Origin of the sequence: Psychroserpens luteolus, assembly GCF_021032705.1 — a bacterium.
GTDB classification, from domain to species: domain Bacteria; phylum Bacteroidota; class Bacteroidia; order Flavobacteriales; family Flavobacteriaceae; genus Psychroserpens; species Psychroserpens luteolus.
This window is the reverse complement of sequence record NZ_JAHVXI010000002.1, coordinates 666190-680832: the sequence shown is the minus strand read 5'-3', so window position 1 is coordinate 680832 and position 14643 is coordinate 666190. Positions and strand designations below refer to the sequence as shown.

At 33.9% G+C, this 14643-nt stretch carries 13 protein-coding genes; 4 read left to right on the top strand and 9 right to left on the bottom strand.

The window, feature by feature from the left end:
* Positions 1-1428 carry a chromosomal replication initiator protein DnaA gene (dnaA, locus tag KWG70_RS08770; protein ID WP_230935629.1) on the bottom strand — a complete coding sequence of 476 codons (1428 nt, stop codon included), beginning with the start codon at positions 1426-1428 and terminating at the stop codon, positions 1-3.
* 189 nt (positions 1429-1617) lie between these two features.
* On the opposite strand from dnaA, the gene KWG70_RS08765 reads away from it, so the two are divergent.
* Entirely contained in the window at positions 1618-2028 is a 411-nt protein-coding gene (locus tag KWG70_RS08765) for an acyl-CoA thioesterase (RefSeq protein ID WP_230935628.1), read from the top strand.
* Here KWG70_RS08765 and KWG70_RS08760 read toward each other — a convergent pair.
* Genes KWG70_RS08760 through KWG70_RS08740 form a run of 5 tightly spaced genes read right to left on the bottom strand, consistent with a single transcriptional unit; the run spans position 2025 to position 5575 of the window.
* Positions 2025-2645, bottom strand: a complete 621-nt coding sequence (locus KWG70_RS08760) for an IMPACT family protein (RefSeq protein ID WP_230935627.1) — start codon at positions 2643-2645, stop codon at positions 2025-2027. The genes KWG70_RS08765 and KWG70_RS08760 overlap by 4 nt on opposite strands.
* Positions 2646-3509 (bottom strand): DMT family transporter, encoded by an 864-nt coding sequence (locus tag KWG70_RS08755; RefSeq protein ID WP_230935626.1) that lies wholly within the window; start codon positions 3507-3509, stop codon positions 2646-2648. It abuts the gene before it with no gap.
* Positions 3506-4123 (bottom strand): HAD family hydrolase, encoded by a 618-nt coding sequence (locus KWG70_RS08750; RefSeq protein ID WP_230935625.1) that lies wholly within the window; start codon positions 4121-4123, stop codon positions 3506-3508. Before KWG70_RS08750 ends, KWG70_RS08755 begins: the two co-directional genes overlap by 4 nt.
* On the bottom strand, positions 4110-5114 hold the full coding sequence (gene ribD, locus KWG70_RS08745) for a bifunctional diaminohydroxyphosphoribosylaminopyrimidine deaminase/5-amino-6-(5-phosphoribosylamino)uracil reductase RibD (protein ID WP_230935624.1): 1005 nt from the start codon (positions 5112-5114) through the stop codon (positions 4110-4112). The genes KWG70_RS08750 and ribD overlap by 14 nt, the downstream gene beginning before the upstream one ends.
* Positions 5111-5575 (bottom strand): NDR1/HIN1-like protein, encoded by a 465-nt coding sequence (locus KWG70_RS08740; RefSeq protein WP_230935623.1) that lies wholly within the window; start codon positions 5573-5575, stop codon positions 5111-5113. Before KWG70_RS08740 ends, ribD begins: the two co-directional genes overlap by 4 nt.
* Positions 5576-5639: 64 nt before the next feature.
* Between KWG70_RS08740 and KWG70_RS08735 the strand changes: the two genes are divergently transcribed.
* Both KWG70_RS08735 and prmC read left to right on the top strand, forming a co-directional pair.
* On the top strand, positions 5640-6131 hold the full coding sequence (locus KWG70_RS08735; RefSeq protein WP_230935622.1) for a GNAT family N-acetyltransferase: 492 nt from the start codon (positions 5640-5642) through the stop codon (positions 6129-6131).
* Positions 6128-6991 (top strand): peptide chain release factor N(5)-glutamine methyltransferase, encoded by an 864-nt coding sequence (gene prmC, locus KWG70_RS08730; RefSeq protein ID WP_230935621.1) that lies wholly within the window; start codon positions 6128-6130, stop codon positions 6989-6991. The genes KWG70_RS08735 and prmC overlap by 4 nt, the downstream gene beginning before the upstream one ends.
* Positions 6992-7032: 41 nt before the next feature.
* Here the strand turns inward: prmC and KWG70_RS08725 are convergent, their stop codons facing one another.
* The 3 genes from KWG70_RS08725 to KWG70_RS08715 are packed head-to-tail and all read right to left on the bottom strand — an operon-like array spanning position 7033 to position 12494.
* On the bottom strand, positions 7033-9510 hold the full coding sequence (locus KWG70_RS08725) for a beta-mannosidase (RefSeq protein WP_230935620.1): 2478 nt from the start codon (positions 9508-9510) through the stop codon (positions 7033-7035).
* Positions 9497-10204, bottom strand: coding sequence for a copper homeostasis protein CutC (locus tag KWG70_RS08720; protein WP_230935619.1), 708 nt, complete (start codon positions 10202-10204; stop codon positions 9497-9499). Before KWG70_RS08720 ends, KWG70_RS08725 begins: the two co-directional genes overlap by 14 nt.
* A gap of 1 nt (position 10205) precedes the next feature.
* Positions 10206-12494 carry a beta-N-acetylhexosaminidase gene (locus KWG70_RS08715; RefSeq protein WP_230935618.1) on the bottom strand — a complete coding sequence of 763 codons (2289 nt, stop codon included), beginning with the start codon at positions 12492-12494 and terminating at the stop codon, positions 10206-10208.
* 61 nt (positions 12495-12555) lie between these two features.
* Between KWG70_RS08715 and ligA the strand changes: the two genes are divergently transcribed.
* Complete coding sequence (ligA, locus tag KWG70_RS08710) at positions 12556-14550, top strand: NAD-dependent DNA ligase LigA (protein WP_230935617.1); 1995 nt, start codon at positions 12556-12558, stop codon at positions 14548-14550.
* Positions 14551-14643 lie beyond the last annotated feature (93 nt).

Genomic DNA, 14643 nt, shown 5'->3' with positions numbered 1-14643 from the left:
TTAAAGCGATAATTTTTTTGAAAGATCTTCAACATATTTTCTAAACTGCTTATCTGTAGAAGATAAGTTGTCCACAGTTTTGCAAGCGTGAAGAACCGTAGCATGGTCACGTTTTCCAATTTGAGAACCAATACTTGCTAGTGATGCTTTGGTGTATTTTTTAGCAAAGAACATCGCTAATTGTCTGGCTTGAACAATGTGACGTTTTCTCGTTTTAGATTGAAGTGTACTCACATCCATTTGGAAATAATCAGAAACAACTTTTTGGATGTAATCTATAGAGACTTCACGTTTGGTGTTTTTGACAAATTTCTCAACAATCTCTTTAGCGAGGTTAACTGTGATTTCTTTTTTATTGAACGACGATTGCGCAATTAAAGAAATTATAGCACCTTCTAATTCGCGAACATTGGTTTTAATATGTTTAGCGACGTATTCAATGATTTCGTCTGGCATCTCAACACCATCACGATATAGTTTATTTTTAAGAATTGACACACGTGTTTCAAAATCTGGACTCTGTAATTCTGCAGAAAGACCCCATTTAAAACGAGATAGTAAGCGTTGTTCAATATCTTGCATATCAACAGGCGCTTTGTCACTTGTTAGAATGACTTGCTTTCCGTTTTGATGTAAATGATTAAAGATATGGAAGAATACATCTTGCGTTCCTGATTTTCCAGATAAGAATTGTACATCATCAATGATAAGAACATCTATAATTTGGTAGAAATGAATAAAATCATTCCTATTATTCTTCTTTACAGAATCAATATACTGTTGTGTGAATTTTTCAGCTGAAATATATAATACTGTTTTTTCAGGATACTTATCTTTAATATCAACACCAATAGCATGTGCTAAGTGTGTTTTTCCAAGTCCTACACCTCCAAATATTAATAAAGGATTGAACGATGTGCCACCAGGCTTATTTGCTACTGCTAAACCAGCATTTCTAGCTAAACGGTTCGAATCACCTTCTAAGAAATTTTCGAAACTGTAGTTTGGATTAAGTTGAGACTCAATTTTTACATTTCTAATTCCAGGAATTACAAATGGATTTTTGAGTTCAGGATTTTTATTATTTAATGGAACATCTACATCTTGAGATTTCAAAGCACCACGATTAGAACTAGGAATCTTTTCTGTAAACGGTTGTTTATTACCGTAAGTGTTTTCCATTTTGATAACGTAAACCAATTTGGCGGTTTCACCTAATTGTTTGGTAAGGGCTACTTTTAAAATTTTCACGTAGTGTTCTTCTAACCACTCATAGAAAAATTTACTTGGCACTTGAATACTTAAAGCGTTATCTGTAAGTTTTACTGCTACTATAGGCTCAAACCAAGTTTTATAGGCTTGAGGTTGTATGTTGTCTTTTATAAATGACAGACAGTTAGTCCAAACCGATTGCGCAGTTACATCCATTCTCTAAGTTAATTTTTGTATTGTTAGTTAGTTAGCAAAAAAAAGAGAAATTCGAGTTTCTCTGTGTAATTTTAACATGACAAATATGTGAACAAAATTTTTAATAAAAAAATCAAAATGGGTTGATTTTCTAGAATTTTTTCCTCATGTTTAAATCGATTCGAAAATACAAAAAAAATATCAAAAACTATGGTGAATGTTTCCAAATCTGATGAAATACAATTTAGAGTGCGTTATGGTGAAACAGATCAAATGGGAGTTGTGTATCATGGTAATTATGCACAATATTTTGAAATGGGAAGAACAGAATGGCTACGTAAAATGGGATTTTCTTATAAAGAAATGGAAGATGACGGAATAATGTTACCTGTAATTTCATTACATATAAATTACAAAAAGTCAGCGTGTTATGATGACCTCATTAAAGTAAAAACTAAACTTGTTAAAAAACCAACAGCGAAAATAGAATTTGATTATGAAATTGTAAATGAAAACGATGAAATTTTAACAACGGGAAATTCTATTTTGGTATTTATGGATATTCATAAGAATCGGCCTACAAGATGTCCAGATTATATTTTAGACAAACTGCAAATTTAATCGTTCAACTTCTTAATGTTAATCTCGTAAAGTGCATCAAAAATTTCAAAAATAGATTGTGCATCTTTTAATCTTACTGAAATTATAATTTCACAACTCAATTCTAGCGTTTGATTTATAATATTTAGATGTTTCTCTTTTACAATCCTCATCACTTTATTCATGTTTTTGTAATCAAAAGAGATAGCATAGTCTACATTGACCGTTTTTGATATAATTGTAGAGGCCTCAAGTGCCAATTGAGCTCCAGTTTTGTATGCATTTATTAATCCGCCCACACCTAATTTTGTGCCTCCGAAATAGCGCACAACGACAATCAGTATGTTGGTTACTTCAAAAGATTGAATTTGACCATAAATTGGCATTCCGGCACTATTATTTGGTTCACCATCATCATTAGCTCTATAGACAAGCTCTTCTTCTTGCGTACCAAATTGATAAGCGTAACACCAATGTCTTGCTTGGTGGTGTTGTTTTTTTAGAACATCTATATGGTGTTTTACTTCGTCTTCTGAAGTCACTGGAAAGGCATAACCAAAAAACTTGCTATTTCGGTCTTTAAATAAAACCTCGGGAGAAGGCTTGGTTATTGTTTTGTAAATATCGGTATCTTTCATTTAGGCCAAAGTTACTATTACTATCGAAATAATAGCGAGCGCTATTCCAATCCAATTCATTTTAGAAATTTTTTCCTTAAATAGGTAAACCCCTAATAGTGTCGATACCATTACTATCGCTACATTATTAATTGTAAATAGGGTGGAGCTTTCCAGATTTTCGTGATTCAATGCTTTAAGTAAATAATAAATGGAGAAATAATTGATAATACCTAAAATAGCTCCTCCTAAAACTGTTTTAAGCTGAAATTTTTCTAAGCTTTTAGTGCTTTTGATACATAACAAAATGGCGCCAATACAAAAAGCAAAGGAAAAAATTGTGGCTGAAAAGATAGGAATTCCGTTTTCCGGTAAATATGTGGTTTCCACATATTTTATCGAAGTGTCTATAACTCCAGTACCTATAAATAATAATAGAGGTAACCATAGACCTTTTGTTATATTATCTGATGTTTTTGGTTTTACTGAAGCAAGGTATACTGCTACAAGCGCTAGAATAATACCTGAAATTTTCTGAAAACCAACCCCTTCATTATAAACATATATTCCAAATATTACAGGAATAATCACGCTCATCTTAGCTGCAACAGAAGCTACTGAGAGTCCGTTGCGTTGGGCTGTTAAAGCCATAATGTTAAAAACTGCAATAAATAAGAATCCTAAACCTACTGCACCATAAATCCACTCAGACTTTATAATATCTTTTATAACAATAGGCTCGTCATAGATCCACAATCCAAATAAACAAGCTGTGAGATAATTAACAACAATAGCCTGAAGCGTATTGATTCTATATGTGTTGAAAAGTTTAAATAGTATGAATATACCTGTAGACGCTGCAATACTAAGTAAGAGATATATCAAAATAAGTCTTTTTTAATGTTGAATAGATTGATGACATCCTCTTTGGTTTCATCAATATTCCATGTGTGGATACCTAGTTTAGAAGCGGCATCTGTATTAGCTTTAGTGTCATCTATAAATAAGCAGGCTTCAGCTTTTAGATTGTTTTCTGTTAATACAAATTCGTAAATATCTCTATTAGGCTTTCTTAATTTGATTTCATGAGACAGATAAAATTTATGAAAGCAGGTTTTAAATTCATCATAGAATGAAACCCTGTCTTTAATCCATGTGATGTGTAAATCATTAGTATTGCTCAGTAAAATGAGCTGGTAGTTATTATCTTTTACAAGTGATTTGAGAAACTCTAGGCGATGAATAGGAAAGTCTTTCAATATGAAATTCCAAGCATTAACAATATCTTTTTGAGATAAATGAGGAAAGTTATCAGTATAAAATGCTATGAACTCTTTTGTAGATATCAGGCCTTGTTCATACAAGGTATTTATGGCAATCAGGTCCTCAGGAAGATCTTCCAACTGAAATAGATTTAGTGCATTTTGCATAGCACCTTGTTTATCTAAATTGATAAAGACATCTCCAAAATCGAAAATAATAGTTTTAATTGTTGACATATATTTTTAACGAATCTTCAAGGATAGGTGTTTCTGAAATGAGTTGTCCAGAACATTGTGGAGCTTTAGTTCCTTTAGAGAAAATTGAAGCTCCAGTGAATACTCTGGCTTCATCCCAGAAATTTTCATCTATAAATGCTTGAAGCGTTTTTGCACCACCTTCTATAATGACTGAATTAATATTTTTTGAATGTAATAATGCTCCGATTTGTTGCGGAAGCGGTTTTTCGAAATCCGTGTTTTCTTCTGAAATAATCAATGTTTCAGCTTTTGAGTCGAATACCAAATAATCTTGGGATAATTTATTTGTCCTGTCAATAACGATTCTAATTGGCTGATTTCCTGTCCAATCTCTAACCGTCAAACTCGGATTATCTTCTAGAACTGTATTTGTGCCAACTAAAATGGCTTGCTCTTCTGCGCGCCATTTGTGCACAAGTTGTCTAGAGCTCACATTTGTAATCCAAACAGGTTGTTTTTTATCTTTCGAAATAGGTGCAATAAAACCGTCTTTGGTTTCGGCCCATTTCAATATGATATAAGGTCTCTTTTTATTATGAAATGTAAAAAAACGTTTGTGATGTACTTTGCATTCATGTTCTAAAACACCAACAATCACATGACATCCAGCTGCTTTTAGCTTGGCAATACCTTGTCCAGCTACTTGCTCATTATCGTCAATACATCCAATCACTACATTGGGAATATTATGTTTAATAATAAGGTCACTGCAAGGCGGTGTTTTTCCAAAGTGAGCACAAGGCTCTAGCGTGACATATAGCGTAGCTTCTTTGAGCAAGCTTTTGATCTTAACAGAATTAATAGCATTTACCTCTGCATGCGCGCCACCATAAGTACTAGTATAACCTTCACCAATAATTTGATTTTGATATACGATCACACAACCAACCATTGGGTTTGGTGCTGTGGAACCTAATCCTTTTTTTGCAATAGCGATGCAACGTTCTATATAGTTTTCGTGTGCGGTCAAAATTTAATTTTTACCATTTCGGTTTCATCTACAGGATAAGTATATGAGAATCCAAGCGTTTTGTAGATAATATCACCTTTATATTGAACTTTGATTTCTTTATTAATGACACTGTTTAAAATATTTCCAAGTATATTCTTATTGTCGCTTCTTAAAATACTATCTGTATCTACTTTAACTTTTAGAGGAATGGTGAATTCTTTTTTTGCTGGTACTTTGAAACTTTCAGAAGATACATGGGCAACTTTCACATCATTAACATATACCGAAATGTTATCACTTTCTAATCGGCCACCTACATCATTAGGGTTTTGAAAAATCGCATTAGCCTTTAATGTTATTGTTTTTGACGTAGACTCATCAAGTTTAATATCTTCAATAGCAACAAACAGGGGTTTTTCATTAACACTACAATTAAAACAGACTAGTGATACTGTTAATAATAAAATGAATTTTCTCATCTCTTTAAAATAGATTTATCTGTATCTTCATACCGAAATTAGAAAGCAAAAATACTACAATAAAGTGAGTCAAGATAATATCATTATTAGAGAAATTCGTCCAGAAGATAATTCGCAAATTGAAGCCATAATCAAAGGTTGTTTTCCAGAATTTAAAATTCCGTTGAAAGGCACGGCTTATGAAGATGCTGAAACACCTTTTATGTATGAATCTTATCAAGGTGATAAAGAAATATATTATGTAGTTGCAAATGATAAAGAAGTTTTAGGTGGAGGAGGAATCAAGCCATTAAAAGACTACGATGGCAATGTTTGTGAGCTTCAAAAAATGTATTTCTCGCCTAAAGTTAGAGGAAAGGGGTTTGGTAAAAAAATGTTTACCAAATGTTTAGAGGCTGCCAAAGATTTTGGTTTTGAGACTTGCTATTTAGAATCGGCATCGCAACTTAAAGCGGCTATCCATATCTATGAGCAATTCGGATTTGAGCACAGGAACGAACCTTTAGGTAATACAGGACACTATTCTTGTGGTGTTTGGATGACTAAAGCACTATGAGGTTAAAGGATATTCAGGATATTTATCATAAAGAGTTAGATGTAATCTACGGAAAAAATGAAGTAGATGCGTTCTTCAATCTTGTTATTGGTCATTATTTGAAACTCGATAGGGTACATCTTTTAATGGAGCCTGATTATTCGATTACAAAAATAGAAGAGCAGCCACTATTTGAGACTTTGAGTCAGTTGAAATTAGAAAAACCTATCCAGTATATTTTAGGAGAAACTGAGTTTTTTGGTTTGCTATTTAAGGTTAATGAATATACATTAATTCCGAGACCAGAAACTGAGGAGTTAGTGGCTTTAATCTTGGAAGATTTTAAAGGACAGTCTTGTAAGATTCTTGATATAGGAACAGGTACAGGTTGTATTGCTATTTCATTAGCAAAGCATATTGAACATGCAAGTGTATCTGCTGTTGATATTTCCGAAGATGCTATAATCATAGCAAAACAAAATGCCGAGATTAATACTGTAGATGTAAACTTTATAACAGATGATATTTTAAATCCTCGCTATGTTAAACCTGTTTCGGGATCTCATGATTATGATGTTATTGTCTCAAACCCACCTTACGTGCGACATTTGGAGAAAATCGAAATAAAACCCAATGTACTAGATCATGAGCCGCACTTAGCGTTGTTTGTAGATGATAAAAACCCGTTGCAATTCTATAAAGCGATTTGTGAATTTTCCCAAACGCACTTGAAAGATAATGGGGTTTTATATTTTGAGATTAATGAATATCTCGGTGAGGAAATGATTGAGCTTTTAACTGATTTTAATTTTAAACACATTGAGCTTAAAAAAGATCTATCGGGAAAGGACAGAATAATCAAAGGAGTAAAAAAGGGCTAATTTTAATATTTATAATGTTATGCTGAACTTGTTTCAGTATCTCAATCGAGCATCTCATTCAAAGTTTTAATATTTAAATCATCTAGGCTGTCAGCCTCTGTTTCGAATTCAATTGTAATAGTTTCATTTGGCATTAAGTCAAAATAATTATCACTAAAATGACCTTTGTTTTTTGTATAAAGGAATACATTTTTTTGAAGTGTAGTACTTTTCAATGTAATCTTAAATCCGTTGTCTGATTTAGAAACTGTTTTAGCTATGGTCTCTTTTTTGAGTTTTAGGTTTTTTGGTTTGACCAAATAAAAACAGGAGTTATAATCTCCAAACGTAGTAATGACAATAACTTCATTCTTATTGATGTTGAGTTTTGTTAAATCAATTTGATGTATTAGTTTACTCGAGCTCTCATTTATTTTTGGTGCTGTGTTATTTGCTGAGGTTATAAGATTTCCATTAAAATCTATAATCCTTAGCGTAAAGGAATTCTCTATCTTGCTTAAGTTATCATTAACGATGTAGGTTTTTAGTGTGTCATTTTCAACTGTGTTAGATATAAGGATATTCTCATATGATTTTTTAGCCTGATAATGCAACGCTTTCCAATTTCCGAAGTAATCAATGCTAGACCAAGACACGGCTGGCCAACAATCATTAAGTTGCCAATATAAGGTTCCCATATTGTAGGGTCTAGCTCTACGATGAGCTTTAATGCCTTTTGTTATACCGTAAGCTTGTAACAACTGACTCACATATATATAATCTTCAGCATTAGTTGGAACAGGGAAATCACCTTGCATATACTCGTCAATAAGTTGAAACCCGCGTACATGCTTTTGATGATTTTTAAAGCCTGCCGAGGTAATCTCAATAGAATCGTTCTGGTTGATATATCTAATCGCTTCATAACTAGGGAACGATTGAAACCCAAATTCACTCATAAAACGTGGTACGTTTTCTTCTAAGTACTCAAAAGGATAGGCGTCATGCCAAATCCACCAATCGTGAGCATCCCCTTCAAATTTATATTTAGGATTTCCACGACCATATTTTGGTGAAGATTCCCAATATGATGTTTCAGTAAGGTCTTTAACGGTTTTTGGTAAGATAGAATCAAATACTTTTAAGTAGTTATTCCAAATTTCCTCTTTTTCTTCATCACTTCGGTTAGCTTGCCAACCCCAACGATGCCAACCTTCAGAATTCTCATTATTACCGCACCATAAGGCAATAGAGGTATGGTTTCTAAGTCGTTTTACATTTTGAGCTGCTTCCAATTGTATATTGTCAAGAAACGCTTTGTCTCCTGGATACATAGCACAAGCGAACATGAAATCTTGCCACACTAAAATGCCTTTTTCATCACACAGATCATAGAAAGTATCATTTTCATAGATGCCGCCTCCCCAAACTCTGAGCATGTTCATGTTAGCTTCAACCACATCACTTAAAAGGTGTTGGTAATGTGCATCTGTGACTTGGTTTTGCATGCTGTTTTGCGGAATATAATTTGCGCCTTTAGCATAAACAGGAGTATCATTAACTTTAAAGTAAAAGGACTCTCCAATACTGTCTTTTTCATTAACAAGTTCTATGGTTCGTATACCTTTTTTTATTGATATGCTGTCAAGAATTCTTTTGTGATCGCGTACTACAACTTTTATATCATATAAATACGGTTCTCCTAAGTTGTGAGGCCACCATAGTTTAGGGTTTTCAATACGTATAGGTAAGTAGGAGTGATTTGAATTGGGTAGTTTATCGTGGGTGCTGTTCAATGAACCATTGATATAAATATCACATTGATAGGAATTTTCTAAATTTGACTCAGTCTCTAAATCAATAAGGAAAGTCGCAACATGCTTTCCAACAATTACTTGTTGCGCATGGATGTCCTTAATTTTTATATCATTCCAAGCTTCAAGAGTTATAGGTCGCCAAATCCCACTAGTATTAAGTTTTGGTCCCCAATCCCAACCATATTGAAATTGTGCTTTTCTTGTAAAAATGCGATTCCCCTCTGGTAATTGATAATTGAGTTTTGCTTTGTTGCGTTCTTCGGAAATAGAGCTGTGTTCAAATACAATGTGCAAGTTGTTTTCTGATGTCAAAATCGACTTTACATCAACTGAAAATTCTCGAAAGGCATTATCTGTTTTGAGAATTAAGCTATCATTTAAAAAGACAGAGGCATAGGTGTCTAAGCCTTCAAAGTTAAGCAAGATGTATTTTTTGCTTAGTGTTTCTTTAGCTACTGAAAATGATGTTTTGTATTCCCAGTCGGTATCAGAAATCCATTGCAAACTGTCTTCATTAGCACCAATAAATGGATGTTCAATACGCTTATTATTTAAAAGATCTGAATGCACATTTCCAGGTACCGAAGCCGTATTCCATAAAGAATCATTAACGGCTTTAAAAGACCAGTTATTATGTAGGTTTATTGATACTGGAACATCATGTTTTGGCTGACAGCTCATCAACATCAATACCGTTATGACTAGAATGCTATAGGTCTTCATTAATTGTTTTTAGAATGGCTTTTATTTCGTTGAGACTAGATACGGTTTGAGGGGTGTTTCCAAAAAAAGGAGAAGACTCAAAGCTTGTGGTTTCGGATGCTGAAGCATGAATTTCATCAAAGCCTTCATCTTTAAACACTTTGGCGTTTTCAGAAGAGATACCACTTCCAACTAAAATCGTGATTCGATTATTTGCTTGTTGATGTAATGTTTTCAAAAGATTTAATCCATTAATTGCTTTTGGTTGTTGACCAGAAGTTAACACCCTTTTAATCCTAAGATTAATAAGTTGTTCTAAGGCCTCTTTTACGTTTGGAACCATATCAAAGGCACGATGAAAGGTAAATGACAATGGTTTTGATAATTCGACCAGTTCTCGCGTACGTTCTATGTCTATAGTATGATTAGGATTTAAAACACCAGATACGATCCCATGACAACTTAAATCTTTGCAGATTTGAATATCTCTTTTAATAATCTCGAATTCTTTTTCAGTATAACAAAAGTTGCCACTTCGAGGTCTGACGAGTACAAAAGTTTCAATGTCTAATGTTGAAATCACTTCTTTTATCAATCCAAAACTTGGCGTCATGCCTCCAATGGATAATTCGCTACAAAGCTCAATACGTTTTGCACCAGCGTCTTGAGCGTGCTTAGCAGATTGATAGGAGTTGGCACAGATTTCTAATAGCATACTAGTTGATTATTATTTCGTCTATAAAAGTCCACGCTTTATTGCCAGCACCTTGTTTACCGTCTGGAATGGTTCCGTAATTTGGAACTTTAATTTTGATATACCTGGTTAAAACGCTTTTACGTTGTTTATTTTGATTATTAATTTTTACATCATGTTGTAATTCGTTCCTCTTATTCAAAATAATTTTTCGTTCCTCTAAATCGTCATAAATAACATTAACGTATTTTGGAGCATAAATCCATTGACCTTCACCATTATAAAAACGCATATCTATAGTATAAACATCAATTTTTTCTCCTAAATCAATAGTGATCTCAATATCTTCTCCCCAAAAGCCTAACCATTCTTTGTCGCCATAACGCGAGTCGCTTCCTGAGATGCCATTAATTAATCCTTGAGGTCCACTTCCGGAGTAAGACTTATGTGGTGTTTTGTTAATGGTGATTGTTTTACCAACGCCTTTGTGATAGTTGATGGTTTCAGAAAACACTGCTCCTAATCGTTTTTCAGAATTAAACACGGCAGCCTTAATGGTTTGGCTTGTATTTATAGGAATAGCTTGTGTATATAGTTCTGAAGCTAAATTGGGTTCAGAACCATCTAATGTGAATCTAATATGTTTGTCTTGTATTGTTGTTGAGAGTTGATAAGATGTGGTATTGTTTTTTGAAACGAGTTCTCCAGAAATCTCATAGAGATGGTTAGCGTAGTTAATGCTTAATGCGTCTAGTCGTTTATTAAAATGTTCAACACGCTGAGTAAAATTTGTGTAGTCTTTATTGTCGCTTTTTGACCAAACGACTTCGCTCATGGCCAACATTCTTGGGAATGCCATATATTCTACGTGCTCTTGAGTTGGCATGTATTCTGTCCAAATGTTGCCCTGAGCACCTAATACGTATTGTACTTCGTCTTCTGTTAATTCCTCGGGAATAGGATTGAAACTATAGACCTTTTCAAGAGGTAGAAATCCACCAATAGCAGTAGGTTCATCGGCATTAGTTGATTGGTAATAATCAAAATAACAATGCGATGTAGGTGTCATGACGACATTGTGTTTCTGTTTGGCTGCTTCCACAGCACCTTTAGTACCTCGCCATGACATGACTGTGGCATTGGGAGCTAATCCTCCTTCTAAGATTTCGTCCCAACCTATAATTTGTTTGCCTTTAGCGTTCAGGTAAGTTTCAATGCGCGTAATAAAATAATTTTGAAGCTCGTGCTCATCTTTTAAACCTTCAGATTTGATGCGGTTTTGACATTGCTTACACGTTTTCCATTTGGTTTTAGGTGCTTCGTCACCACCAATATGAATATACTCACTTGGGAAAAGAGTAATAACTTCATCTAGCACGTCTTCCAGAAAATTAAAGGTTTCATCTTTAGAACAATAAATATGTTCAAAAACACCCCATTTTGTAGCAACATCTACTTGTTCACCAGTGCAACCTAAATCAGGATATGCAGAAATAGCTGCTTGAGCATGACCTGGTAATTCAATTTCTGGAATAACAGTCACATGACGACTTTGTGCATAGGTAACTATATCTTTAACCTCTTCTTGAGTATAGAAGCCACCATAGCGCTTTCCGTCAAATTGATGTGGTTGGTCACTATAATGACCAATGAGTGTTTCATTTCTAAAAGCAGCAAGCTCTTGAAGTTTTGGATATTTTTTAATCTCTATTCGCCAACCTTGATCTTCGGTTAAGTGCCAATGAAACGTATTCATCTTTAACATAGCTAAGGCATCTATGTACTTTTTGATAAAATCTACAGAAAACATATGTCGTCCAACATCTAAATGCATGCCTCGATATTTAAACTGAGGCTCATCAGTAATAGTCATGCATTGAATAGAAATTTTTTCTTCAGACGTTGAATTATTTTCAAACTCTTTAGGTAACAATTGTCTTAAGGTTTGGACTGCATAGAATGCGCCTTGATCGGTGTTTGTTCTAATACTTATTTGATAGGGTTGAATATCTAGTGTATAACCTTCCTTGTTGTTTATAGTTTCGTCCTTTATAAATTGAATGTCATTGTTGTTCTTAAGTTTGATTTCGCTACCGTTTTCTATAAAATGTCTGAGAAAATCACCCGATATTTTAAAGGTATCATCATAAGAGATGCCAACATTATCATCTAAAACAAAATAGCCTTTATTAATGGTTTGGGTTGAAGGAATAGGGATAATTTGCGGAATTTCAGCACGATACTCTTCGGATTTACAATTGAATAAAAAGCTGATAAAAACACTGAGTGCTACAATTTTTTTGAATGACATTTTAGTATATTAGTGTGCTTTAAATATAAGGTAAAAAGATAACTTTTTCACGACGATTTTAATGAGTATACAACAAAAAATTCAGGACCTTCGCAATGAATTGCGCGAGCATAACTATAATTATTACGTTCTTGATAATGCCACAATAAGTGATTACGAGTTTGATATGAAACTCAAACAACTAAAAGACTTAGAAGCGCAACACCCAGAATTTTATGATCCAAATTCGCCAACATTACGAGTTGGAGGAGAGGTGACTAAAAATTTCAATACGATTGTTCATGAACATCGTATGTACTCATTAGATAATTCGTATTCGAAGGAAGATTTGCTAGATTGGGAAAAACGAATAAAAAAACTTGTAGATGGAGACGTGTATTATACTTGTGAATTAAAATATGATGGTGCTTCAATAAGTTTAACTTATGAAAACGGAAATTTGTTGCGTGCAGTGACTCGAGGTGATGGTACTCAAGGCGATGAGGTTACTGCTAATATCAAAACGATTAAATCTGTACCATTACAATTGAAAGGCGATTTTCCACCTAAGTTTGATATTAGAGGAGAAATTGTATTGCCTTTTGAAGGCTTCAATAAAATGAATGAAGAACGTTTAGAAGCAGGAGAGGAGCCTTATCGAAATCCGAGAAATACAGCTTCAGGAAGTTTAAAACTTCAAGATAGTGCCGAAGTAGCGAAACGCCCTTTAGAATGTTTATTATACAATATTACAGGACATAATCTTGGATTTAATACGCAATTTGAAACTCTAGACAAGGCTAGACAAATGGGTTTTAAAGTTCCGAATGCTGCGAAACTTGCAACTTCTATTGATGAGGTATTAGAATTTATAGCTTATTGGGATGTACATCGTCATGATTTGCCTTATGAAACTGATGGTGTTGTAATTAAAGTGAATAACCTTCAACAACAGGAGGAGTTAGGATATACAGCAAAAGCACCACGTTGGGCAATGGCTTATAAGTTTAAAGCAGAGCAGGTATCTACACGTTTAAATGAAATTACCTATCAAGTGGGAAGAACTGGAGCGATTACGCCTGTTGCTAATTTAGAACCCGTAGAATTGGCAGGTACCACTGTAAAGCGTGCATCATTACACAACGCAGATCAAATAGAAAAGCTGGATATTAGGGAAGGTGATGAAGTGTTTGTTGAAAAAGGAGGAGAGATTATTCCGAAGATTATTGCTGTTGATATGAGTAAGCGATCAGTAAACTCAATACCAACACAGTATATAACGCATTGTCCTGAATGTCAAACCGAACTTATAAGACAGGAAGGAGACGCTAAGCATTATTGTCCAAACTATAATGGTTGTAATCCACAGATTATTGGACGTATCCAACATTATATTTCTAGAAAAGCTATGGATATTGAAGGGTTGGGAGGTGAAACTGTGGCGTTATTGGTTAATGAGGGCTTGATTTCGAACTATTCAGATTTATATACCTTAAAAAAGGATGAAGTGATGCCATTAGAGCGAATGGCTGAAAAAAGTGCTGAAAACTTGATTAATGGCATAGAAGCATCCAAACAAATCCCTTTTGAACGTGTTTTATTTGCTATTGGTATTAGATATGTAGGTGAGACTGTTGCAAAAAAACTAGCGAAACATTATAAGAGTATTGATGCCATTGTTGAAGCAACTGTTGAAGACTTGGTATCAGTTGATGAAATTGGAGATCGAATAGCCGATAGTGTTGTGGAGTTTTTTGCTTCAGAAGAGAATAAGGCGATTATTCAAAAACTGAGAGATCATGGATTGCAACTAGAAGTATCTGCAGATAAGCTTGCAAATCAAACCGATAAACTGAAAGGGTTGAGCATCGTTGTTTCTGGAGTATTCGAAACGGTTTCAAGAACAGAATTAAAAAAACTTATAGAGGATAACGGAGGAAAAGTGTCCTCTTCAATCTCATCTAAGACCAATTTTTTAGTAGCTGGTGATAAAATGGGACCAAGTAAGCGCACTAAGGCGGAAACATTAGGTGTGGAAATAATTTCAGAAAAAGACTTCTTATTGAAATTGAATTAAAAATCCTACAAAAAGTTATTTTTTATCGATTAAATGCATTTTTTAACGTTTATATGTATTTTTTATATATATTTGCTTTGCTATTAAGGAATA

Excerpts from the sequence above, each read along its gene's own strand:
- dnaA (WP_230935629.1), bottom strand. The coding sequence starts at position 1,428 with ATGGATGTAACTGCGCAATCGGTTTGGACTAACTGTCTGTCATTTATA.
- KWG70_RS08765 (WP_230935628.1), top strand. The coding sequence starts at position 1,618 with ATGGTGAATGTTTCCAAATCTGATGAAATACAATTTAGAGTGCGTTAT.
- KWG70_RS08760 (WP_230935627.1), bottom strand. The coding sequence starts at position 2,645 with ATGAAAGATACCGATATTTACAAAACAATAACCAAGCCTTCTCCCGAG.
- KWG70_RS08750 (WP_230935625.1), bottom strand. The coding sequence starts at position 4,123 with ATGTCAACAATTAAAACTATTATTTTCGATTTTGGAGATGTCTTTATC.
- KWG70_RS08740 (WP_230935623.1), bottom strand. The coding sequence starts at position 5,575 with ATGAGAAAATTCATTTTATTATTAACAGTATCACTAGTCTGTTTTAAT.
- prmC (WP_230935621.1), top strand. The coding sequence starts at position 6,128 with ATGAGGTTAAAGGATATTCAGGATATTTATCATAAAGAGTTAGATGTA.
- KWG70_RS08725 (WP_230935620.1), bottom strand. The coding sequence starts at position 9,510 with ATGAAGACCTATAGCATTCTAGTCATAACGGTATTGATGTTGATGAGC.
- KWG70_RS08720 (WP_230935619.1), bottom strand. The coding sequence starts at position 10,204 with ATGCTATTAGAAATCTGTGCCAACTCCTATCAATCTGCTAAGCACGCT.
- KWG70_RS08715 (WP_230935618.1), bottom strand. The coding sequence starts at position 12,494 with ATGTCATTCAAAAAAATTGTAGCACTCAGTGTTTTTATCAGCTTTTTA.
- ligA (WP_230935617.1), top strand. The coding sequence starts at position 12,556 with ATGAGTATACAACAAAAAATTCAGGACCTTCGCAATGAATTGCGCGAG.